Here is a 19,702-nt window from a genome sequence, read left to right on the forward strand (position 1 = left end):
CGCTGCGGCGATCAGCGCTGCGGCGATCAGCGCTGCGGCCCGGACTCGCCGACGATGTCCACGACCAGCTTGCCGCTGACCTCGCCGGAGGCCATCCGGCCGAGTGCGGTGCCGGTCTCGGCGAGCGGGACCACGGTGTCGATGAGAGGCCGGGTACCGGTGGCGACGAGGAGCTGCTGGAGATCACGAAGCTGCTCGCGAGTGCCCATGGTCGTCCCGACGATGCGCAGGGAGCGGAAGAACACCCGGCTGAGCTCGGCAGGGGGCATCGCTCCCGAGGTGGCCCCGGCGACCGCGACCGTGCCGCCGGGTCGCAAGGACCGCAGGCTGTGCCCCCAGGTGGCCTCGCCGACGGTCTCGAGGACGGCGTCGACCTGCTCGGGCATCCTCGCCCCGACGGGGAAGGCCTGGTGCGCGCCGACCTCGAGCGCCCGGTCGCGCTTGGCCTCGCTGCGGGACGTCACCCACACCCGCAGGCCCGCGGCCCGGCCCAGCACGATCGCGGCGGTCGCGACCCCACCGCCCGCGCCCTGGACGAGGACGGTGTGCCCCGGCCGGAGATCAGCGGCGTCGAAGAGCATGCGGTAGGCGGTGAGATACGCCGTCGGAAGGCACGCCGCCTCGGCCCACGAGAGCTCGGGAGCCTTGGGGACGACGTTGCGCGCGGGCACCCAGACCCGCTCGGCGAGCGTGCCCGGGTGGAGCTCGGAGAGAAGGGTGCGCCGCGGGTCGAGAGTCTCCTCACCGGTCCACGACGAGGAGGCGATCACCGCGTGCACGACCACCTCGGTGCCGTCCCCCAGCGTGCCGGCGGCATCGGTCCCGAGGACCATGGGGAGCCGCTCGGACGGGAGGCCCACCCCGCGCAGGGACCACAGGTCGTGGTGGTTGAGCGCGGCCGCGCGGACGTCGACGGGCAGCCAGCCCTCGGCCGGCGACCCAGGGTCCGGCAGGTCCCCCACCACGAGCCCGGACAGCGGGTCGTCGGCGCTCTGGGTCCTCACGTAGGCGCATCGCATGGCCATCACGATAGGGCCGGGGACGGCGACGGGCCGGTCACCTCTGCGGGGACCGGCCCGTCTAGGAGGACGAGTCCTCAGGCGTTGGGACGCTTGCCGTGGTTGGCGGCGCTCCCCTTGCGGGAACGGCGCTTGCGACCGCGCTTGCTCATGGTTGTCTCCTGCTGCTCGGCTCATCGTCCGCCGGGCGACGGGCGAAATCTCGCCGATCATGATCCCACACTTCGCGCTCGGCGCGCTTCACCGAGGCCGGTGCCACTCGGGATCGGTGCGGACGCCACCCGGCATGCGGACGTCACCCGGACGTACGAACGTCGCCGGACCGCGTGTACGTCACTCCACGGTTCGGACGCTCGTCACCCGCAGCACGCTGAGCTGGGAGGCGACCCGGACGCGAAGCGAGCTGGGCGCGACCTCGGAGCAGGACCGTCGCAGCAGCGCCCGGAGGTGCTGCTCCGCATCAGCTGCCTCGTGGCAGGTGGGGCAGTTGTCGGCATGGGCGCGGAATCGCGCGCACTGGTCCTCGTCGAGCTCGGAGTCGAGGAACTCCATGAGGTTGTCGAGGAGCTCCTCGCACGTGCAGCGACCATCTCCGGAACGCTCACGCACCGCTCGCTCGGCGCGGTCGATCAGGTCGGGATTGTCCTCGGTCATGCCTTGGCCTCCGTCCGAAGTCCGAGCTCATGGGCATGGTCGACGAGCAGCTCCCGCAGCTGCCGTCGTCCCCGGTGGAGCCGGGACATCACCGTCCCGATCGGGGTGGCCATGATCTCGGCGATCTCCTTGTACGCGAAGCCCTCGACGTCAGCGAGGTAGACGGCGAGGCGGAAGTCCTCTGGAAGCTGGTTGAGCGCGTCTTTGATCTCCGAGTCGGGCAGGAGGTCGAGCGCCTCCGCCTCCGCCGAACGTAGACCGGTCGAGGTGTGCGAGGCGGCCCGGTGGATCTGCCAGTCCTCCACGGAGTCGGCGTCGGACTGCAGCGGCTCGCGCTGCTTCTTGCGGTACGAGTTGATGAACGTGTTGGTGAGGATCCGGTAGAGCCAGGCCTTGAGGTTGGTGCCCGGCCGGTACTGGTGGAAGGCGGCGAACGCCTTGGCGAAGGTCTCCTGGACCAGGTCCTCCGCGTCGGCCGGGTTCCGCGTCATCCGCATGGCCGCGCCGTAGAGCTGGTCGAGATAGGGCAGCGCGTCCTGCTCGAAGCGGAGCGACCGCTCGGCGTCGGTCTCGCCGTCGGAGGTGCGGTCGAGGTCACCCTCGTGGCTCTCGGTCATCGACATCCAGGTTAGCCCGGCCTGCAAGCCGGTGCCGCTCTCGGCCGGCTCGGCCAGCGAGAAGCCGGCTGCCGCCTTCGCCGACCGGACCGTCAGTGCGAAGGGATGGAGCGGCGCGAGGTTCGGGGCCAGAGCCTGGAGCGTCGCGGTCATGTCTCCTACAACCGAACCGCGCGTCGGGGCATTCCGAGAAGCGCGCCGGGAAACCCCGACAAGCGCGTGCGCTCGGGGTCAGGCGGCGAGGTGGTGGGTGGTGGGGAGGATCTCGGTGTTGTCGTGGCGGTGGAATCGCCATCGGTGGTGCTCGCGGGTGATGGTGATGCGGCGGGCGTGGACGTGGTCGTGGTGGTGCCAGCAGAGGAGGATGCCTTTGTTGGTGTCGGTGGGGCCGTGGTGGGCGTACCACCACAGGTTGTGGTGGATCTCGCCCTCGCCGGGTGGGGCGGTGCAGTCGGGGTACTGGCAGTGCCGGTCGCGGGCGATGATCGCCCGGGTCTGGGCGGTGGTGTACAGGCGTTCCTCGCGGCCGACGTCCAGGGGTTGGGAGTCGGGGCCGAAGATGACCCGGTGCAGCGCGGAGGAGCAGGCCAGGCGGGCCAGGAGGGCGTGCGGCAGGGGGGTGCCGTCGGCCAGGGTCGCGGGGTCGGCGTCGACCATGGTGGTGGTGTCGTAGTCGGTGGAGATCACCGTCCCGCACCCGCTCTGGCCGCACCCGCACCCGGCCGGGGCGGCCGGCGGGTGGAACGCGCTGCCCGCCCCACCGGCAGCCCCGGCAGCCCCAGCCCCGGTGGTGTCGCGGTGGTGGGGGCCGGTGGTGGTGAGGCGGTGGAGGGTCTCGAAGGGCACGATCACGCTCAGGTGGGGGCGGGTGCGGGCGTGGGGGCGCAGGGTCCCGGAGTCCAGGGCCAGGCGGGCGATGCCGGTCAGGGCCCCGGCGCGGCGCTGGGCCGGGGTGGCCGGGTCGGTGTGGGCCGGGGTGCCGGTCCGGGCGGTCAGGGCGGTGTTGAGGACCTCCCCGTTGGTCTCGGAGAGCCAGCCCTTGAGGGACCACCCGCCGGTGGTGCGGGAGAGGTAGAGCTCTTCCCGGTCGGTCTCGGCGCGGTAGCGCTCGTCCGCCGCGGCCGGGTCGGCCCGGATCGCCCACGCCTTGACCAGGTGGGTGAACGCGGACGCGTCCATGCCCTGGGCGTGGCCCAGGAGGAAGTCCTCACCGGTGTCGGGGTCCGCCAACCGCCCCCGCAGGGTGTCGGTGGTCAGGGCGTGGCGGACCAGGGCCGCGGCGTGGTCGGGGCTGACCCGCCCGGCGGCCAGCGCCGCCGCGGTGGCGGGCAGGTGGTCGCGCAGGGCCCGGGTCCGGGCCACCTCGACCCGGGCGGTGACGTCGGTACGCCCGGTCCGGGCGCGGTACCACGCGGGCAGCGACCGGGCCCCGTCGGCCGCCCACAGCCCGTGGGCGTCCACCGCCGCGAGGACCCGGCCCGCGAGGGCCTCGACCTGACGGCGCAGCCCCTCCACGACGGTGACCGCGTCCAGGACCTCCTGCCCCGCCGCGCCCAGCACGTCGACCTCGAGCACCGCCGCGACCTCGACCGCGACCCGCGCCAACCCCACCGACAACGACACCGGCCCAGACGACTCGGACGCGGCCGGCGCGGCCCCCGGGCGGCCGGCCTCGGACGAGACGCCGTCGGTGCCGTCGGTGCTCATCCACCCCACCCCTTCCCGGGTCCGGTCCCTCTCCTTCCCACCACGATATGGAACGCACGTTCGACACCGCAAGAGGTCCGACTCGTGTACTTCAATTTGTGGAAAACCGCGCCAATCCACAGGGCTTCCGCCGTGTCGTCGTCCGACCGCCGGCGGTAACCGTCACCTCTCCCCCGTCGGGTCGACGATCGAGCGGCCGATCAGGTCGCCGGCCGGCCGCTGGTGCGGTAGCAATGTGTTATGAGCCTCACACGTCTGGTCGCCCGGCCCCTGCTCGCCTCCGCCTTCATCGTCGACGGCGTCGACGCCGCGCTCCGTCCGGCAGGCCACGTCGCCAGGTTCAAGAAGGTCGCCCCCGCGATGGAGAGGGCCGGGCTCCCGCCCGTCCTCACCGCGGACGCCACCATGCTCACGCGCGCCGTCGGCGTCATCAGCGCACTGTCCGGCCTCATGCTCGCCACCGGCCGGAACCCCCGGTCTGCAGCGCTGACCCTGGCGGTCATCAACATCCCGCTGACGATCGTCAACAACCCCGCCTGGACCGCCCGATCGGCCGCCGAGCGCAAGGAACAACTCTCCGGGCTGCTGCGCGGAGCCGGGATCGCGGGCGGCCTCCTCCTCGCGGCCGCCGACCTGGCGGGCAGGCCCTCCCTCTCGTGGCGTTTCGCCAACGCCAAGGATCAGCGCGCCGAGCTCCGCGAGGTCAGGACCACGCTCAAGCAGCGGTACAAGAGCTGACCGCTGGTGCCTACCGGGCCACGGGCAGTCGGGCGTCCGCCCGGCCTCGGGAGACGGCACCGCCCACGTCGGCCCCGCGCACTACCCTCGCAACCATGACGACGCCTGTGGATCCCTGGCCCGCTCCCGTCGCCACGGGACCGCTCGACGCCGTTGTCGACGTCCCCGGCTCCAAGTCCCTCACGAACCGGTACCTGATCCTCGCGGCCCTTGCCGACGGGCCCACCGAGCTGGTGGCGCCTCTCCACTCCCGCGACTCGGCGCTCATGGTCGGTGCGCTCCGGGCGCTCGGCGTCTCCATCGAGGAGACCGGCGCGGACCTGCGCGTCACGCCCGCCCGGATGCGCGGGCCGGCCGACGTCGACTGCGGGCTGGCCGGCACCGTCATGCGTTTCGTCCCGGCGCTGGCCGTCCTCGCCGACGGCGACGTCCGACTCGATGGTGACCCGCGGGCCCGACAGCGCCCCATGGGGCCCGTCGTCCGGGCGCTGCGCGATCTCGGTGCGCGTGTCGACAGCGCGACGGACCCGGGCGGAGACGCCGTCCTGCCGATGACCGTTCACGGCGCCGGTTCCCTGCCAGGCGGCGCGGTCGACGTCGACGCCTCCGGGTCGAGCCAGTTCGTCTCAGCCCTGCTCCTCGCCGCACCCGCCTACGACGCCGGTATCGACCTCCGGCACACCGGGGCCACCCTGCCGTCGCTGCCGCACGTCGCCATGACGGTGGCCCTGCTGCGCGAGCGCGGGGTGCGCGTCGACGAGCTCACCGAGGAGGGTTCTCCGGCCGGCGGGACGAACGAGTGGGCACCCACGCGGTGGCGGGTCCATCCCGGACCGGTCAGGGGCGGGCGCATCGTCGTCGAGCCCGACCTGTCCAACGCCGGCCCGTTCCTCGCGGCCGCCCTGGCGGCCGGTGGCACCGTGCGGGTGCCCCGCTGGCCCGCCACCACCACCCAGGCGGGCGACGGGCTCCGTGACCTCCTGGCCCGGATGGGTGCCCGGGTGCACCTCGAGAACGGGACGCTGAGCGTGACCGGCCCCGCCGACGGACGGATCCTGGGCCTGGACGCGGACCTGCACGACGTCGGCGAGCTCGCCCCCACGATCGCCGCCCTGTGCGCCCTCGCCGTCACGCCGTCACGGCTGCGCGGCATCGCGCACCTGCGGGGCCACGAGACCGACCGCCTCGCGGCGATCGTCGCGGAGATCGGCCGGCTGGGCGGTCGGGCCCGCGAGACGGCGGACGGCGTCGAGATCGACCCGTCGCCGTTGCACGGCGCCGAGCTGGAGACGTACGCCGACCACCGGATGGCCACCTTCGCCGCGATCATCGGGCTGCGGGTACCGGGGGTGCGGGTCCGTGACGTCGCCACGACCGCCAAGACGCTGCCCGACTTCACCGGCATGTGGCACGGGATGCTCGTCGGATGAGGACCCGCTGATGGCCCGGGACACCGGCACCGACGACGACCGCGTCCGGGTGCGGCCGAACCCCCGCGGGAACCGGCCCCGGACCAAGAACCGTCCGGACCACGCCGACGCCGTGGGCGCGATGGTCCTCGGCGTCGACCGGGGGCGCTACCACCTCCTCACGGACGACGGCACACGCGTCACAGGGATGAAGGCGCGCGAGCTCGGCCGGGGGGCCCGGACCGCCGTCGTCGTCGGCGACCGGGTGGGCGTGGTCGGCGACGTCTCCGGCCGCAAGGACTCCCTCGCGCGCATCGTCCGGCTCGAGGACCGGACGGCGGTCCTGCGCCGCTCGGCGGAGGACGGCGACGCCCCCGGGGTCGAGCGCGTCATCGTCGCGAACGCGGACCAGCTGGTCATCGTCACGGCACTGGCCGACCCCGAGCCACGCCCACGCATGGTCGACCGCACGCTCGTCGCCGCCTACGACGCGGGGATGGAGCCGGTCCTGTGCCTCACCAAGGCGGACCTGGCCGACCCCGGACCGTTCCTCGCCCAGTACGAGGCTCTCGACGTCACCGCGCTGGTCACCTCGATCGTCGGGGACGAGATCCGTGGGCTCGACGCCCTGCGCGACCGCCTGACGGGGCGGGTCTCCGTACTCATCGGGCACTCGGGGGTGGGCAAGTCGACGCTGGTCAACGCCCTGGTGCCCGACGCCTTCCGCGCCACGGGCGTGGTCAACGTCGTCACCGGACGCGGCCGGCACACCTCCTCGTCCGCCGTCGCCCTGCCCCTGCCCGGCGGCGGGTGGGCGATCGACACCCCGGGGGTGCGTTCGTTCGGCCTGAGCCACGTCGGCGCGGACGACCTGCTGCGTGGTTTCGCCGACCTCGCCCAGGTCGCCGCGCAGTGCCCGCGTGGGTGCAGCCATGCCGAGGACGCCCCCGACTGCGCCCTCGACGAGTGGGTGCGGAGCGGCTCGGCCGGGGACGCGGGCCGCGCCAGGCTGGACTCGTTCCGACGTCTCCTCGCCGCACGCTCCGGCGCCGCGGAGGCCTGACCGGCCGAACCGCGTGGGCGCGGTACGGTGCCAGCCATGCAGCAAGCCGCGAGCCGCTACACCGACGACCTGCGCCTCGCGCACGTCGTCGCTGACCAGGTCGACGGGCAGACCATGTCCCGGTTCGGCGCGCAGGACCTCCGGGTGGAGTCCAAGCCCGACCTCACCCCCGTCTCGGACGCCGACCGCAGCGCCGAGGAGATCGTCCGGGCGCAGCTCGCCCGGACCCGGCCGCGCGACTCGGTGCTCGGGGAGGAGTTCGGCACCACCGGTCACTCGTCGAGGCAGTGGGTCATCGACCCCATCGACGGGACGAAGAACTTCGTCCGGGGCGTGCCCGTCTGGGCCACGCTCATCGGGCTGGTCGAGGACGGCGAGGTCGTCCTCGGAGTGGTCTCCGCACCGGCGCTGAACCGGCGCTGGTGGGCGGCGCGGGGCTCCGGCGCCTGGACGGGCCGGTCGCTCTCCGCGGCGCGTCAGCTGCACGTCTCCGCCGTCGGCGACCTGGCCGACGCCTCCCTCAGCTACTCCTCGCTCGACGGGTGGGCGGACCGGGGCAGCCTGCGCGCGTTCCTCGGCCTGGCCCAGAACGTGTGGCGCACCCGCGCCTACGGCGATTTCTGGTCGTACATGCTCGTGGCCGAGGGGGCGGTCGACATCGCCTGCGAGCCGGACCTCGAGCTGTACGACATGGCGGCCCTCGTCCCGATCGTCACCGAGGCGGGCGGGCGGTTCACCAGCCTCGAAGGCGTGGACGGACCCTGGGGCGGCAGCGCGGTCGTGACGAACTCCCTCCTCCACGAGGCGGTCCTCGCCGAGCTGGCCTCCCAGGAGGACTGAGCCGCCCGAGGACCGGGCGTCCCCCGCCGTGTCACTCGGCGTCGATGTCGGTGGGTCGGGTTAGCGTCACGAACATGCGGATCCTCCACACCTCCGACTGGCACCTGGGCCGCACCCTGCACGGGGTGGACCTCGGTGTCCACCACGAGGCGTTCCTCGAGCACCTCGTCCAGGTGGTGCGCGACGAGGCGGTCGACGCCGTCGTGGTCGCCGGTGACGTGTACGACCGTGCCGTCCCCCCGGTCGGGTCGGTGGAGCTGCTCTCCGAGACCCTCGCCCGGCTGACTGAGGCCGCCCACGTCGTCCTCACCCCCGGCAACCACGACTCCGCCGCCCGGCTCGGGTTCGGGGCCGCGATGTTCCGCAACCGGCTGTCGGTTCGCTCGCGCGTGGCGGAGATCGGCACGCCGGTCACCCTGCCCGACCGTGACGGCGACGCCGGGGCGTACGTCTACCCCTTGCCCTACCTCGACCCCGACATGGCCCGCGACCACCTCGCCGACGACGGACCGGACGGTCGGGCCGTCCGGCCGGCACGGTGCCACGAGGCGGTGACGTCCGCCGCCGTGCGGCGCGTGCAGACGGACCTCGCGCCGCGCCGCTCCTCGGACGGGCGGCGCGTCCCGGCCGTCCTCCTGGCGCACGCGTTCGTCACCGGCGGGGACGTGAGCGAGTCCGAGCGCGACATCCGGGTGGGCGGGGTGGACAGCGTCCCCTCGGGCGTCTACGGGCCGCTCGGCAGCCTGGACTACGTCGCCCTGGGCCACCTCCACGGACCCCAGCGCGTGGGCCGTGAGGGGACCGACCCGGTCATGCGCTACGCCGGGTCGCCGCTGGCCTTCTCCTTCTCCGAGCAGCACCACCGCAAGTCGACGACGCTGGTCGACCTCGGTCCCGACGGTGTCCGCGACGTCCGGCTGCTCGAGGCGCCGGTCCCGCGCCGGCTCGGTGACGTCACGGGCACGATGAGCGAGCTGCTCTCCCGCGCCTACGACGACCGTGCCGACCACTGGCTACGGGTCACCGTGACCGACGACGCCCGGCCGGAGCACCTGTGGGCGACGGTCACCCGACGGTTCCCCCACGCCCTCGTGGTCCAGCACCGGCCCGCGCGGCTCCTGGAGACCTCGGGCCCGAGCGCCGTCACCGCCGCGCAGGACCCGCTCGAGGTCGCCGCCCAGTTCCTCCTCACCGCCGGGGGCCGCGCCCCGGAGGAGGCCGAGCTGGAGGTCCTGCGCCGGGCCTACGAGTCCGTCCTGGCCGGGGATCGGAGCGCCTGATGCGCATCCACCGCCTCGTCCTGGAGGCCATCGGTCCCTTCCCCGGCCGTCACGAGATCGACTTCGACGCCCTGGCCACCTCGGGGCTGTTCCTTCTCGAGGGGCCGACCGGTGCCGGCAAGTCCACCGTGATCGACGCCGTCGTCTTCGCCCTCTACGGCAAGGTCGCGGGCGCCGAGGCCTCCGACGACCGGCTCCACTCCGACTTCGCCGGTCCCGAGGCGGAGCCGTCCGTCGAGCTGACCTTCTCGACGGCTGCCGGCATCTTCCGGATCTGGCGCTCACCCGCCTACCTTCGGCCCAAGAAGCGCGGGGGCGGCTTCACGCAGCAGAACGCCCGGGCTCGGCTCTGGCGTCTCGTGGCGGTCGGCGACGAGGGTGAGCCGGTCTCCGCCCACGTCCAGGAGGTCGGGACGGAGCTGAGCCGGATCGTCGTCCTCGACCGGGCGCAGTTCACCCAGACCGTGGTCCTCCCACAGGGCCAGTTCGCGTCGTTCCTGCGGGCACGTCCGGAGGACCGCCGCACCGTCCTGCAGGACGTCTTCGGCACCGAGGTCTACGAGCAGCTCCAGCGCACGCTCGCCGAGATGGCACGCGACACGCGGGCGGCGGTCGAGCGGGCCCGCGCCGAGGTCCTGGCCTCGGCTCGCTCCTTCGCCGAGGCCGCCCTGCACGTCACAGCGGCCCGCCAGGAGACCGGTGCCGGCCACGAGGAGGAGGAGCCCCGTCACGCAGTGCCGGCCGAGGACGAGACGACCCGCCGTGTGCTGGACGCCGCCGCCGGGATGGACCACCGGGCGCTGTGCCGGATCACCGCGGAGAAGCGCTCGTCCGCCCGGAGACTCGTGGACGTCTCGGCGGCGCTGCGCACGCAGACGCGGGTCGCCGAGGAGCGTGCGAGGACGCGGCTCCACGCCGAGGAGCAGCTCGCCCGCCTCGTGGAGCGCCGGCGCGAGCTCCTGGCCGAGCAGGAGGGGCTCGCCGCACGGGACGGGGCCGTGAGGAGCGCCGCTGCCCGGCTCGGCCTCGCCGGTCGCGCCGCCGCGGTCGCGCCCGTGCTGGATCTGTTCGACCGGGCACGCCGCAGCCTCGTGGAGGCGGACGAGGCGTGCGAACGTCTCGACCTGGGCCCCGACGCCGACCTGGCCTCTCTCGACGACGTCGACGACCTTCGCGCCGCCCACGACGCCGTCACCGCGGAGCTGGGCTCGCTCTCGGCACTGGTGACGCTGGAGGACGGCCTCGCTGCCCGCGGAACCGGTCTGTCCGACGCCCGAGCGCAGCACGAGGCCGACACACTGGCCTACGCCCGCGCGCAGGACCGGCTCGACCAGCGCCCTGCCGCACGCGAGCTGCTCGTCGAGACCCTGAGCGCCTTCCGGGACGCAGGGGCGACCCACGCCGAGGCGCAGGCGGCCGCGACGAACGCACGCGCCCGGCTCACCGCCGCGACCGAGGCCGCCGACCGGTCACGCGACCTCGCCGCGGCGGAGGCCGAGATGGCCGACCGAGCGGTCGCGGCGGTCCGTGCCGCCGACGCGGAGCACACGGCACGGCGTCGGTGGGTGGCCGGCATGGCGGGCGCGTTGGCGCGCGAGCTCGTACCGGACGCGGCCTGCCCGGTGTGCGGGTCGAGCGAGCACCCCGCCCCGGCGGAGCTCTCGCCCGAGCACGCCACCGAGGACGAGGTCGAAGCGGCCACGGCGGTCCGGGAAGCCGCTGACGAGGTTCTCGTCCGCGCCCGGACACGCGTCGCCGGTCTGCGTGAGCAGCTGGCCGGCTTGCACCATCTCGCGGGAGGCCTGGACGTCGCTGCCGCACGGAGCGGGCTCGAGGATGCGGAGCGGGCCGCGGCGGACGCTAAGGCCGCCATCTACCGCTCGGCCGAGCTCGAGCAGGAGCTGGCGGACCACGACGCGGAGACCGCCCGCCTCACCGCGGAGCTCGGCAAAGTGCAGTCCGCGCTCGCCGTCGAGACCGAGCGGCTCGAGCAGCTCGCCGCCCGCCTGCGCGAGGACCAGGCACGGTGTGCGCTCGCCTGCGGCCCGGCCGGTTCGGTCGCTGAGCGAGCACGGGCGCTCGAGCGTCGCGCCACGGCCGCACTGGCCCTCCTCGACGCCATCCTCGAGCGGCGCAGCGCCACCGCCGCGCGGGACGACGCACTCGCCCAGCTGGCGAGGGCACTGTCGGAGACGGGGCTCCCCGACGCCGAGACAGCGCGCCGCGGCGCGCTCCCGGCCGACGAGCGGACCCGGCTCGAGCAGTCCGTGCGTCGCCACGAGAGCGCGGTCGAACGGGTGAGCGCCGAGCTCGCCGAGCCGGCCGTGAGCAGTCTCACGGGCAACGAGCGGCCGGACGTCGAGGCTGCCGCAGCGGCCCACGCCGCCGCGATGGCGGACCTCGCCGACGCCGCGGCCGCCGCCCGCGAGGCCGAGCTCACCGCCACCCGCGTCACCGACGCCGCGCACCGACTCGAGACGGACCTTGCCGCCCACACGCGTGACGTGGAGCAGGCCGCTCCCCTCCTGCGCACCGCGGCGCTGACGAACGCCACCGACATGACCGACATGACGCTGGCCACCTATGTGCTGGTGCGCCGGTTCGAGGACGTCGTCGCCGCGGCCAACGACCGCCTGGCGGAGATGTCGGACGGCCGATACTCGCTCGAGCGCATCGACGAGCGCGAGGGTGGTCAGCGCTCGCGCCGCGCGGGCCTCGGCCTCCAGGTGCAGGACCACGTCACCGAGACCCCCCGCGACCCGCGCACCCTCTCGGGCGGCGAGACGTTCTACGTCTCGCTGTGCCTGGCCCTCGGCCTCGCGGACGTCGTGCGGGCCGAGGCCGGCGGCGTCGAGCTCGGCACGCTGTTCGTCGACGAGGGGTTCGGCTCGCTCGACCCGGCCACCCTCGACGCGGTCATGGCCGAGCTGGGCCGGCTCCGGGAAGGCGGCCGTGCCGTCGGGATCGTCTCGCACGTCACCGAGCTCAAGGACCGGATCCCCGAGCGCATCGAGGTCCGGCGCACCCCGGACGGGGCGTCGACGCTGCGGGTGCGCTGCTAGGCGGAGAGGTCACGGCGGAGGTCCGCCAGCTCGACCACGTCGAACCACAGGAGGTCGCGCTCGGCGGCCCGCTCGAGCGCCTCCTCGTCACCACCCGCCGCGGCCCGGACGTCCTGCTCGGCCTCCGGCTCGTCGACGAGGATCGCGACGACCGCGGACCAGTCCACCGGCTCGACGACCTCGACCGCCGTGGGGAGCTGCTCCTCGCCCAGCACCTCCGGCACCAGGACGGCGGAGTCCGGCAGGTCGGCGACGATCACCACCCTGCGCGGCGCGACATGGCCGCCCGCGAGGGGTGTGCCGGACGCGAGCAGTGTGACGGACTCGTCCGCGGCGGCAAGGGTCGCCACCATCTCCAGGCCCTCGTCGTCCTCCTCGGGGAGCTCGGCGCGCAACGCCGTCGTGACCGCGTGGGCCCATCGCGGCGTGAGGCCGGACCGCAGGTCGGCAGAGGTGGCGGGCAGGTACAGACGCATGGTCACAGTGTGGCGCGATCGGCGCTCAGCGGCTCCGCGCCATGCGGAGCAGCCCGAACCGGGCCCGAGGTCGCGGCCGGCTCTCCCCCGCCAACCGGCGGGCGAGCTGCTCGAGGGCGAGCCGGGCGGCCGAGCTAGGGGCCACCTCGGCCAAGGTCCTGCCCTGGAGGAGCGCCCGGTCCGTCGCCGGCCGGTCGTCGGGGACGATCACGGCGTCCGTCACCCCACCGAACCGGGCGAGCGCCTCCTGGACGGCCTCGTCCGGGGCCGGTCCCGCCGCGGAGGCGCGCAGCCGGTTCACCACGACGACCCGTTCGGGCGGCTGCACACCGGCCTCCGTCAGCTGGCCGAGGGCCATGACGAGCCGCCGCATCCCCACCGGCTCCCCGGAGCCGACCACCACGACGACGTCCGCGGCACCCAGCGCGGACGTGGCGGCCTGGTGCCGGCGCGGCCCATAGGTCTGGTCCGCGCCCGCAGCCTCGTCCAGCCCCGGTCCCAGGTCGACCACGGTGACGTCGGCGATCTCGCGGGCCACCTCCCAGAGCACGTCGAGAGCGGCCGCGGGAAGCTCGCGCCACCTGTCCGCCCGCGTCAGACCCGTGAGGACGCGCATCCCGGGCTCGACCCTGGGACACAGGGACAGCAGCGTCGGGGCGTCGAGCCGCCCGTGAGAGGCGTGGCGTGCCACGGCGGCCACCGCTGACGAGTCGTCGAGGAGGCCCAGCGTCTGGGTGACCGAGGGGGCTTCGGTGTCGGCGTCGACCAGGAGCGCTGACCTGCCGAGCAGCGCGAGCTCCGCGGCGAGGGAGACCGCGACAGTCGTACGCCCCGGAGCGCCGGGCGGGCCCCACACGGCGACGAGGCGCCCGGGTGGGCGCACGTCCGGGACTGCCAACGGACTGTCGACGGGCGGCGGGGACGCCCGACCGGGGGTACCGACCTCGGTACCAACCGCGCCGTCCGGCTCGGGGTCCGGGCGCTCTCGCGCCCGGGCGCCCGTCGCGTGGACGGTCCCGCCGCCGGGTGGGGCGGCACTCGGCGCGTCCCCGGTGCCGTGACCGTCGGGAGCCCCTCCGGAGCCGCGGCCGCGCACCGTCCGGTCGAGGACCGCGGCCACGAGCGCGTCGGTGCTCGTCACGACCTCCGTGGCACCGAGCGCGGCGCAGCGCTCGAGCTCCTCCGGCGCCGCCACGAGGATGCAGTCGACCCCCGCCGCACGCAGTCCCGTCACGGCCGGCCGGTCGACCCCGGGCAGGTCGGCTGCCAGGACGGCGAGCTCGCCGAGACCCGCCACGGCCGCGGCCAGCACCTCCGGGACGTCGGCGCAGCGCCGGACGACCCGCGTCCCGCTGCCCGGCGCATCCAGACGGCGGACCACGTCGGTCTCCTCCGGGCCGGTCAGGGCGACGAGGACCCCGATCACGCCCCGCCGTCCGTCCCTGCCGGTCCGGTCGCCCCGTCGGTGGGCACCGCCACGTCCGACGGCTCACCGCCGAACGTCGGAACGACGACGAGGTGGCCGTCCCCGGGCAGCGCCGCCAGCACCTGAGGGAGGTCGAGCCGCGGGACGAGCAGCTCCACCGACACGCCGGTGCCCCCGGTGAACATGGACTCGTCCTCGACGACGTCGGAGACGACGAGGTCGGCCGCCAGCAGCGACGGCTCCGCGGGTTCGTCCTCGCCGAGCCCGCTCACGGGCGGTGGTGGGGCCAGCCAGAGGTCGACCACGGAGCCGGCCGCGAGGTCCGCCGGGACCGACGCGTCCAGCGGCACGACGACCGGGCGCGCGTCGACCTCGTCGGAGAGCCCGAGCGCGCTTCGCGGCACGAGCTCGCCCGCCCCCACGGTCCGGACCGCGACTGCTCCGTCGGGCAGGGCGGCGTCCGCCCGCAGGTAGAGGCTCTCCTGCGCCCCCAGCCTCACCTCCTGCACGACGAGCGCCGACGCGTCCAGGGACTGCCCCGGCGTGACGGCCTCGCGGGTGGCGTAGACCTCGACCGTGTCGGCCGCGTCGCGCACCGCCCAGGTTCCCAGAGCCACCGAGGCGGCGACGAGCAGCACCCCGACCCCGAGCCGCGGGTCACGCCAGGTGGGGCGGCGCAGTCGCCGCACCGCGTCATCGTGCACCATCGTCGTCCCCCTCGCCGTCGACCACGGCCCATCGTGCCCGTTGATGCCTGGTGGTGCCGTCAGATGTCCACAGCTGCCCCGGGATGCGCCGGGATGCGCGTTGACGGTGGGATGATGTGGACATGGCGCAACGCTTCCTCACCCTCGCTGACGTCGCCGAGGAGCTCGCCGTCTCCGTGGCGCAGGTCCGGGTCCTCGTCCGCTCCGGCGAGCTCCCCGCGATCCAGGTGGGTGGCCGCAACCAGTGGCGGGTGGAGATCTCCTCGCTGGAGGAGTACATCCAGCAGCAGTACGCGCGCACCCGCGAACGGATCGAGACCGGGCGCGTCATGGATGACTCACCGACAGCAACGACGTCAGGGTCAGACTGACCAGCTCCTCCCCGCGCACCGAGGGGCGCTGCGGGCGCAGGTCGACGTGGTCGGCCCCGACGCGCTCGAGCCAGCCGGTGTAGCGGCCGGCGTCGCTGCTGACCTGCACGAGGGCCTCCGATCGCGCCAACCCCCGCAGCACGTGGGTGATCCGCAGCCGCGACTCCGCCACACCGGCCTCGGGCGCGGCCCGACCGAGCGGCCATGCCATCGCGACCGCGTCCACCGGGACCACGGTGCGCCGATCGCCCTCCGCGAGCAGGAACCACTGCGGGGCGGCGTCCAGCACGCGTCCGTGCAGGCCGTCGCCTGACCGCAACCGCACCCGCAGGTCCGAGCCGGTCCGCGCGCGGATCCGGTCGGACAGACGCACCGTCCCGACCTCTGCCTCGGCCAGCTCGACGACCTGGAGGTCTTGCTCCTCGCGCGCGGCGGCGTCGTACTGGCTCTGGAGGTCCTGGAAGAGCGTTTCCCACCGCACGTTGTGCACCGTAGGGCACTTCGGACACCGGGTGGTCCGATTTGAGTGCACACGTCGTCCCAGATGGGAGCCCTGTCGTCCACAGATCCGCCGCCAAGGCTTTACGCCGGGCCCCCACTGCGGTACACCTAACGTCATCAAAACGCATCAAACAGCACTATTCTTGATCCACGACCATCACTGGGAAGGACGGAGGACGCATGGGTCTGGAAGCAGGGTCCGTCCGGACCGGCGCCACCAGGGCGGCAGAGAGGGGGTCCGTCCGGAGCGGTACCGCCCGCGGCGGCGCTGCGGCGGCGGTCACCGTGCCCCTCGCCCTCGTGGGCTCCGCGCTGGCGACCTCGACCCTGACCCTCCACGCGCGCGAGCTGGCGGCCGCACTCCTCGCAACCGCCCCTCTCCGGAGCTCCGACGTGCCGGACGTGGTCGCCCTCGCCATGGTGCTCGTCGGTGCGGTGGTCGCCGGCTGGTACCTCCTCAGCGCGCTGACCGCGGCCGCGCTGCTGCTCATGCGGGGCCGCGGTCGCGCGTCGATCCGGCTCCAGGCGTCGCTCACGCGCTGGGGCGCCCCAGCGCTGCGTCGAGCGTTCGCCACCACAGCGGTGGCGTCCATGGGCTTGGGCGTGGCCGTCAGCACGAGCGCCCTGGCCGCCCCGACCGACGGCCCGTCGAGCACGGTCGACGTGCCGGCCGTGTCGGCAGAGCAGGTCGACCCGGTGCCGGCCGATCTGGGCTGGGGAGCGCCGGCGCCGTCGCGGCCGGACGAGCGCGCCCCCGCCCCGTCCCGCACCCCCGCCGTCCTAGCCGACGCTCCCGCCGCACCGGCGGGGAGCACCCCTGCACCGAGGGCGACCAGCGCGGCACCGGGGGCGTCCGACCCCGGAGGTCCGGACGAGCCAGCCCGCCCGACCTCGACGTCCGCTCCTCGGCCGGACGAGGCGCCGTCCGCGACGTCCGAGAAGGCCTCCGAAGGGGCCGGCTCACCTGTCCCTGCCCACCCCGCTGCTGCGTCCACCGGAGCGCCGGTCGCGAGAACCGCGACCGAGCCACTGGCCTCACAAGGCGCACCAGCTGCACCGCGCGCACCAGCCCCGCCGGGCGCACCAGCCGCACCCGGCACACAGACCGGCGTCGGCGAGGGCCCCGCCTCCGTGCCGGGTCCCGCGACCGGCGCGGACGCCCGCAGGGCGACGCCCACCCGCGGCGGCGAGGTCGCGCACCTGGTGCGGGCCGGGGACTCCCTGTGGAGCGTCGCCGCCGGACACCTCGGGGCGGGCGCGAGCGACGCAGAGGTGGCCGCCGCCTGGCCGCGCTGGTACCGCGACAACCTCGCGACCATCGGTCCTGACCCAGACCTCATCCATCCCGGCCAGCTGCTCCAGGCCCCGACCGAGGAGATCCCATGAGTACACCGACCGTCACCCGGCCCCCCACGGCGGGCGAACCGCACCGCGCGGTCCGACGGCCTCCGCACGGCCTGGCCGCCACCGACGTGCCCCGGACGTCCTCCGCCCGCCCGTGGGACCGGGTCCGGTTCACCGGCCCGGCACCGGCGCGGGCATCGCAGGACCCGCCGGGCGAGCCGGGCGAGCTTCCCGATCCTCAGCAGTGGGCAGGGGCGCTCGTACGGTCCGCCGTCGAGGCCCTGCTCGGCGTCCGGCCGACGGCGCAGCTGGCTCGCTGGCTCAGCGCGGAGCTGTACGACTCCCTCGCCCGCCGGGCGGGCCTGGCGGTGCGGGTGCTGGGACGTCCGGCAGTCGCACGTCGCGCCATGGTGCGGCGGGTCCACGTGTGCGAGGTGGGACCCGGGACGGTCGAGGCCTCGGTGGTGGTCCACGACGGCGAGCGTGTGCGAGCGGCCGCGGTGCGGCTCGAGGCGCACCGCGGCCGCTGGCGGGCCACCGCCCTGGAGATCGGCTGACCGGCTACAGGTTCCGGAACATCTGGTCGAACGACGGCACGTCACCGTAGAGGTCCGCCGGTCCCGCGTTCTCGCGGGCAGCGACCATCTCCGCGAGCTCCCGGCCGGCCCGGCCGATCCGGTTCGGCAGGGGGTTGACGGTGTCCGTCTCGCCGGCCCAGTCCGCCGTGGCCGCGAAGACGGACGTCGTCGCAACGTCGGCCCGCAGGTAGGTCAGCAGCGGACGGACCGAGTACTCCAGCGCGAGCGAGTGGCGCGCGGTGCCACCGGTGGCGCCCAGCAGGACGGGCATCCCGACGAGAGCGTCCTTGTCGATGACGTCGACGAACGACTTGAACAGGCCCGAGTACGTCGTGGTGAAGATCGGGGTGACCGCGACGAGACCGTCCGCCCGGGTCACCTTCTCCATCACCTCGGCCAGTGCCCCGGTCGCGAAGCCGGTGAGCATCGTGTTGACGATCTCGTGCGCGACGTCCCTCAGCTCGACGGTCTCGACCGTCGCGGTGATCCCGCGGGCGGCGAGCTCGGTGACGGTGGCGCCGGCCAGGCGGTCCGCCAGCATCCGGGTGGAGGACGGCCGGCCGAGGCCCGCCGAGACGACGACGATGGTGCGCTCGGTCATGAGTGATCCTGCTTCCCGGTCCGTGCTCTCACAGCCCGAACGCGGCGCCGGCGCGGTCCGCGGCCTCGGTGTCGTCCTCGGCGGTCTTGCCGGTCCACCTGTCGTCACCGGCGACGTGGCCACCGGCGGTGGCGCCCGCCTGGCGCGCCTTCACGACGCGCTCGGCGTGGGTCGGGGGGCCGGACGGGACGTCGGCGGGCCGGGTTGCCTCGTTCTCCTTGCGCAGTGCCGGGACGATGTCCTCGGCGAGGATGTCGATCTGCTCCAGCACGGTCTTGAGCGGCAGGCCGGCGTGGTCGATGAGGAACAGCTGACGCTGGTAGTGCCCGACCGCGTCCTTCATCGCCGCGTAGCGGTCGATGACCTCTTGCGGGGAGCCCACCGTCAGGGGGGTCTCGGCGGTGAAGTCCTCCATCGAGGGCCCGTGCCCGTAGACCGGGGCGTTGTCGAAGTAGGGCCGGAACTCGGCCTTGGCCTGCTGGGAGCTCTTCCGGGCGAAGAACTGCCCACCCAGACCCACGATCGCCTGGTCCGCCCGGCCGTGGCCGTAGTGCTCGAACCGCTCCCGGTAGTACTGGACCATCCGCTTGGTGTGGGACATCGGCCAGAAGATGTTGTTGTGGAAGAACCCGTCACCGTAGTAGGCCGCCTGCTCGGCGATCTCCGGGGACCGGATCGAGCCGTGCCACACGAACGGGGCCACACCGTCCAGCGGCCGGGGGGTGGCGGTGAAGCCCTGCAGCGGGGTCCGGAACTTCCCCTGCCAGTCCACCACCTCCTCCTCCCACAGCCGGCGCAGGAGGGCGTAGTTCTCGATGGCGAGGTTGATGCCCTGCCGGATGTCCTTGCCGAACCACGGGTAGACCGGCCCGGTGTTGCCCCGGCCCATCATGAGGTCCATCCGCCCGCCCGAGATGACCTGCAGCATCGCGTAGTCCTCGGCGATCTTCACCGGGTCGTTCGTCGTGATGAGCGTCGTCGCGGTCGACAGGACGATGTTCTTCGTCCGCGCCGCGAGGTAGCCCAGCATCGTCGTCGGCGAGGACGCCACGAACGGCGGGTTGTGGTGCTCACCCGTGGCGAAGACGTCCAGCCCCGCCTGGTCCGCGTGCTCGGCGATCGTGAGGATCGACCGGACCCGCTCGGTGTCGTCCGGGGTCCGACCCGTCCTCGGGTCGGTCGTGACGTCACTGACGGTGAAGATCCCGAACTGCATGATCGCGCCTCCCACTTCGATGCACCTGCATGTTCGTGTCCGTCAACGACGACCCCGGTGCGGCTATTCCCTCCCCGACGACGACGGCCCGCA

General features: G+C 74.2%; 20 protein-coding genes. 9 read left to right on the forward strand and 11 right to left on the reverse strand.

Features of this window, described 5'->3' with window-relative positions; all coding sequences use genetic code 11:
• Positions 1 to 26: 26 nt before the first annotated feature.
• The 5 genes from EDD32_RS01200 to EDD32_RS01215 all read right to left on the reverse strand — a co-directional run bounded on the left by EDD32_RS01200 (position 27) and on the right by EDD32_RS01215 (position 3,997).
• A complete protein-coding gene (locus EDD32_RS01200; RefSeq protein WP_123913897.1) occupies positions 27 to 1,019 on the reverse strand; it encodes a zinc-binding dehydrogenase in 993 nt (330 codons plus the stop codon).
• Positions 1,020 to 1,096: 77 nt separating this feature from the next.
• On the reverse strand, positions 1,097 to 1,171 hold the full coding sequence (locus EDD32_RS19955; RefSeq protein ID WP_156968370.1) for a 50S ribosomal protein bL37: 75 nt from the start codon (positions 1,169 to 1,171) through the stop codon (positions 1,097 to 1,099).
• Between the two features lie 181 nt (positions 1,172 to 1,352).
• Positions 1,353 to 1,673 (reverse strand): mycothiol system anti-sigma-R factor, encoded by a 321-nt coding sequence (gene rsrA, locus EDD32_RS01205; protein ID WP_123913899.1) that lies wholly within the window; start codon positions 1,671 to 1,673, stop codon positions 1,353 to 1,355.
• Positions 1,670 to 2,443, reverse strand: coding sequence for a sigma-70 family RNA polymerase sigma factor (locus EDD32_RS01210; protein ID WP_454778318.1), 774 nt, complete (start codon positions 2,441 to 2,443; stop codon positions 1,670 to 1,672). The genes rsrA and EDD32_RS01210 overlap by 4 nt, the downstream gene beginning before the upstream one ends.
• A 78-nt stretch (positions 2,444 to 2,521) precedes the next feature.
• A complete protein-coding gene (locus EDD32_RS01215; RefSeq protein ID WP_123913901.1) occupies positions 2,522 to 3,997 on the reverse strand; it encodes an HNH endonuclease signature motif containing protein in 1,476 nt (491 codons plus the stop codon).
• 240 nt (positions 3,998 to 4,237) lie between these two features.
• On the opposite strand from EDD32_RS01215, the gene EDD32_RS01220 reads away from it, so the two are divergent.
• The 6 genes from EDD32_RS01220 to EDD32_RS01245 all read left to right on the forward strand — a co-directional run bounded on the left by EDD32_RS01220 (position 4,238) and on the right by EDD32_RS01245 (position 12,389).
• Positions 4,238 to 4,735, forward strand: a complete 498-nt coding sequence (locus EDD32_RS01220; RefSeq protein ID WP_123913903.1) for a DoxX family protein — start codon at positions 4,238 to 4,240, stop codon at positions 4,733 to 4,735.
• A 95-nt stretch (positions 4,736 to 4,830) separates the two neighbouring features.
• Complete coding sequence (gene aroA / locus EDD32_RS01225) at positions 4,831 to 6,165, forward strand: 3-phosphoshikimate 1-carboxyvinyltransferase (protein WP_211338686.1); 1,335 nt, start codon at positions 4,831 to 4,833, stop codon at positions 6,163 to 6,165.
• Positions 6,166 to 6,172: 7 nt separating this feature from the next.
• Positions 6,173 to 7,207, forward strand: coding sequence for a ribosome small subunit-dependent GTPase A (gene rsgA, locus EDD32_RS01230; protein ID WP_123920035.1), 1,035 nt, complete (start codon positions 6,173 to 6,175; stop codon positions 7,205 to 7,207).
• A 36-nt stretch (positions 7,208 to 7,243) separates the two neighbouring features.
• On the forward strand, positions 7,244 to 8,047 hold the full coding sequence (hisN, locus tag EDD32_RS01235) for a histidinol-phosphatase (protein ID WP_123913905.1): 804 nt from the start codon (positions 7,244 to 7,246) through the stop codon (positions 8,045 to 8,047).
• 74 nt (positions 8,048 to 8,121) lie between these two features.
• Positions 8,122 to 9,327, forward strand: coding sequence for an exonuclease SbcCD subunit D (locus EDD32_RS01240; RefSeq protein WP_123913907.1), 1,206 nt, complete (start codon positions 8,122 to 8,124; stop codon positions 9,325 to 9,327).
• Positions 9,327 to 12,389, forward strand: coding sequence for an AAA family ATPase (locus EDD32_RS01245; RefSeq protein WP_123913909.1), 3,063 nt, complete (start codon positions 9,327 to 9,329; stop codon positions 12,387 to 12,389). Before EDD32_RS01240 ends, EDD32_RS01245 begins: the two co-directional genes overlap by 1 nt.
• Here EDD32_RS01245 and EDD32_RS01250 read toward each other — a convergent pair.
• From EDD32_RS01250 to EDD32_RS01260, 3 genes are read right to left on the reverse strand one after another with little or no spacing between them, the layout of a single operon-like run.
• Entirely contained in the window at positions 12,386 to 12,865 is a 480-nt protein-coding gene (locus tag EDD32_RS01250) for a DUF6912 family protein (protein WP_123913911.1), read from the reverse strand. The two genes, EDD32_RS01245 and EDD32_RS01250, sit on opposite strands and share 4 nt — an antisense overlap.
• A 25-nt stretch (positions 12,866 to 12,890) precedes the next feature.
• Complete coding sequence (locus tag EDD32_RS01255) at positions 12,891 to 14,291, reverse strand: CpaE/TadZ family protein (protein ID WP_211338688.1); 1,401 nt, start codon at positions 14,289 to 14,291, stop codon at positions 12,891 to 12,893.
• Positions 14,288 to 14,998: a hypothetical protein gene (locus EDD32_RS01260; protein WP_123913913.1), complete on the reverse strand. Its 711-nt coding sequence runs from the start codon at positions 14,996 to 14,998 to the stop codon at positions 14,288 to 14,290. Before EDD32_RS01260 ends, EDD32_RS01255 begins: the two co-directional genes overlap by 4 nt.
• Before the next feature lie 122 nt (positions 14,999 to 15,120).
• Between EDD32_RS01260 and EDD32_RS01265 the strand changes: the two genes are divergently transcribed.
• Positions 15,121 to 15,369 carry a helix-turn-helix domain-containing protein gene (locus tag EDD32_RS01265; RefSeq protein WP_123913915.1) on the forward strand — a complete coding sequence of 83 codons (249 nt, stop codon included), beginning with the start codon at positions 15,121 to 15,123 and terminating at the stop codon, positions 15,367 to 15,369.
• On the opposite strand, the gene EDD32_RS01270 is transcribed toward EDD32_RS01265, so the two are convergent.
• A complete protein-coding gene (locus EDD32_RS01270; protein WP_123913917.1) occupies positions 15,326 to 15,850 on the reverse strand; it encodes a hypothetical protein in 525 nt (174 codons plus the stop codon). The genes EDD32_RS01265 and EDD32_RS01270 overlap by 44 nt on opposite strands.
• A gap of 200 nt (positions 15,851 to 16,050) precedes the next feature.
• On the opposite strand from EDD32_RS01270, the gene EDD32_RS01275 reads away from it, so the two are divergent.
• The gene (locus tag EDD32_RS01275) at positions 16,051 to 17,256 is read left to right on the forward strand and encodes a hypothetical protein (RefSeq protein ID WP_148087400.1); all 1,206 of its coding nucleotides are present in this window, start codon (positions 16,051 to 16,053) and stop codon (positions 17,254 to 17,256) included.
• Positions 17,253 to 17,771 carry an Rv3235 family protein gene (locus EDD32_RS01280; RefSeq protein ID WP_123913921.1) on the forward strand — a complete coding sequence of 173 codons (519 nt, stop codon included), beginning with the start codon at positions 17,253 to 17,255 and terminating at the stop codon, positions 17,769 to 17,771. The genes EDD32_RS01275 and EDD32_RS01280 overlap by 4 nt, the downstream gene beginning before the upstream one ends.
• Before the next feature lie 4 nt (positions 17,772 to 17,775).
• On the opposite strand, the gene EDD32_RS01285 is transcribed toward EDD32_RS01280, so the two are convergent.
• Together EDD32_RS01285 and EDD32_RS01290 are read right to left on the reverse strand one after the other, a co-directional pair.
• Positions 17,776 to 18,393 (reverse strand): FMN reductase, encoded by a 618-nt coding sequence (locus EDD32_RS01285; RefSeq protein WP_123913923.1) that lies wholly within the window; start codon positions 18,391 to 18,393, stop codon positions 17,776 to 17,778.
• Between the two features lie 28 nt (positions 18,394 to 18,421).
• Entirely contained in the window at positions 18,422 to 19,609 is a 1,188-nt protein-coding gene (locus EDD32_RS01290) for an LLM class flavin-dependent oxidoreductase (RefSeq protein WP_123913925.1), read from the reverse strand.
• Between the last annotated feature and the right edge of the window lie 93 nt (positions 19,610 to 19,702).

Origin of the sequence: Georgenia muralis (genome assembly GCF_003814705.1) — a bacterium.
Taxonomy (GTDB): domain Bacteria; phylum Actinomycetota; class Actinomycetes; order Actinomycetales; family Actinomycetaceae; genus Georgenia; species Georgenia muralis.

Excerpts from the sequence above, each read along its gene's own strand:
- EDD32_RS01200 (WP_123913897.1), bottom strand. The coding sequence starts at position 1,019 with ATGCGATGCGCCTACGTGAGGACCCAGAGCGCCGACGACCCGCTGTCC.
- rsrA (WP_123913899.1), bottom strand. The coding sequence starts at position 1,673 with ATGACCGAGGACAATCCCGACCTGATCGACCGCGCCGAGCGAGCGGTG.
- EDD32_RS01210 (WP_454778318.1), bottom strand. The coding sequence starts at position 2,443 with ATGACCGCGACGCTCCAGGCTCTGGCCCCGAACCTCGCGCCGCTCCAT.
- EDD32_RS01215 (WP_123913901.1), bottom strand. The coding sequence starts at position 3,997 with ATGAGCACCGACGGCACCGACGGCGTCTCGTCCGAGGCCGGCCGCCCG.
- EDD32_RS01220 (WP_123913903.1), top strand. The coding sequence starts at position 4,238 with ATGAGCCTCACACGTCTGGTCGCCCGGCCCCTGCTCGCCTCCGCCTTC.
- aroA (WP_211338686.1), top strand. The coding sequence starts at position 4,831 with ATGACGACGCCTGTGGATCCCTGGCCCGCTCCCGTCGCCACGGGACCG.
- hisN (WP_123913905.1), top strand. The coding sequence starts at position 7,244 with ATGCAGCAAGCCGCGAGCCGCTACACCGACGACCTGCGCCTCGCGCAC.
- EDD32_RS01240 (WP_123913907.1), top strand. The coding sequence starts at position 8,122 with ATGCGGATCCTCCACACCTCCGACTGGCACCTGGGCCGCACCCTGCAC.
- EDD32_RS01245 (WP_123913909.1), top strand. The coding sequence starts at position 9,327 with ATGCGCATCCACCGCCTCGTCCTGGAGGCCATCGGTCCCTTCCCCGGC.
- EDD32_RS01250 (WP_123913911.1), bottom strand. The coding sequence starts at position 12,865 with ATGCGTCTGTACCTGCCCGCCACCTCTGCCGACCTGCGGTCCGGCCTC.
- EDD32_RS01260 (WP_123913913.1), bottom strand. The coding sequence starts at position 14,998 with ATGGTGCACGATGACGCGGTGCGGCGACTGCGCCGCCCCACCTGGCGT.
- EDD32_RS01265 (WP_123913915.1), top strand. The coding sequence starts at position 15,121 with ATGGCGCAACGCTTCCTCACCCTCGCTGACGTCGCCGAGGAGCTCGCC.
- EDD32_RS01275 (WP_148087400.1), top strand. The coding sequence starts at position 16,051 with ATGGGTCTGGAAGCAGGGTCCGTCCGGACCGGCGCCACCAGGGCGGCA.
- EDD32_RS01280 (WP_123913921.1), top strand. The coding sequence starts at position 17,253 with ATGAGTACACCGACCGTCACCCGGCCCCCCACGGCGGGCGAACCGCAC.
- EDD32_RS01285 (WP_123913923.1), bottom strand. The coding sequence starts at position 18,393 with ATGACCGAGCGCACCATCGTCGTCGTCTCGGCGGGCCTCGGCCGGCCG.
- EDD32_RS01290 (WP_123913925.1), bottom strand. The coding sequence starts at position 19,609 with ATGCAGTTCGGGATCTTCACCGTCAGTGACGTCACGACCGACCCGAGG.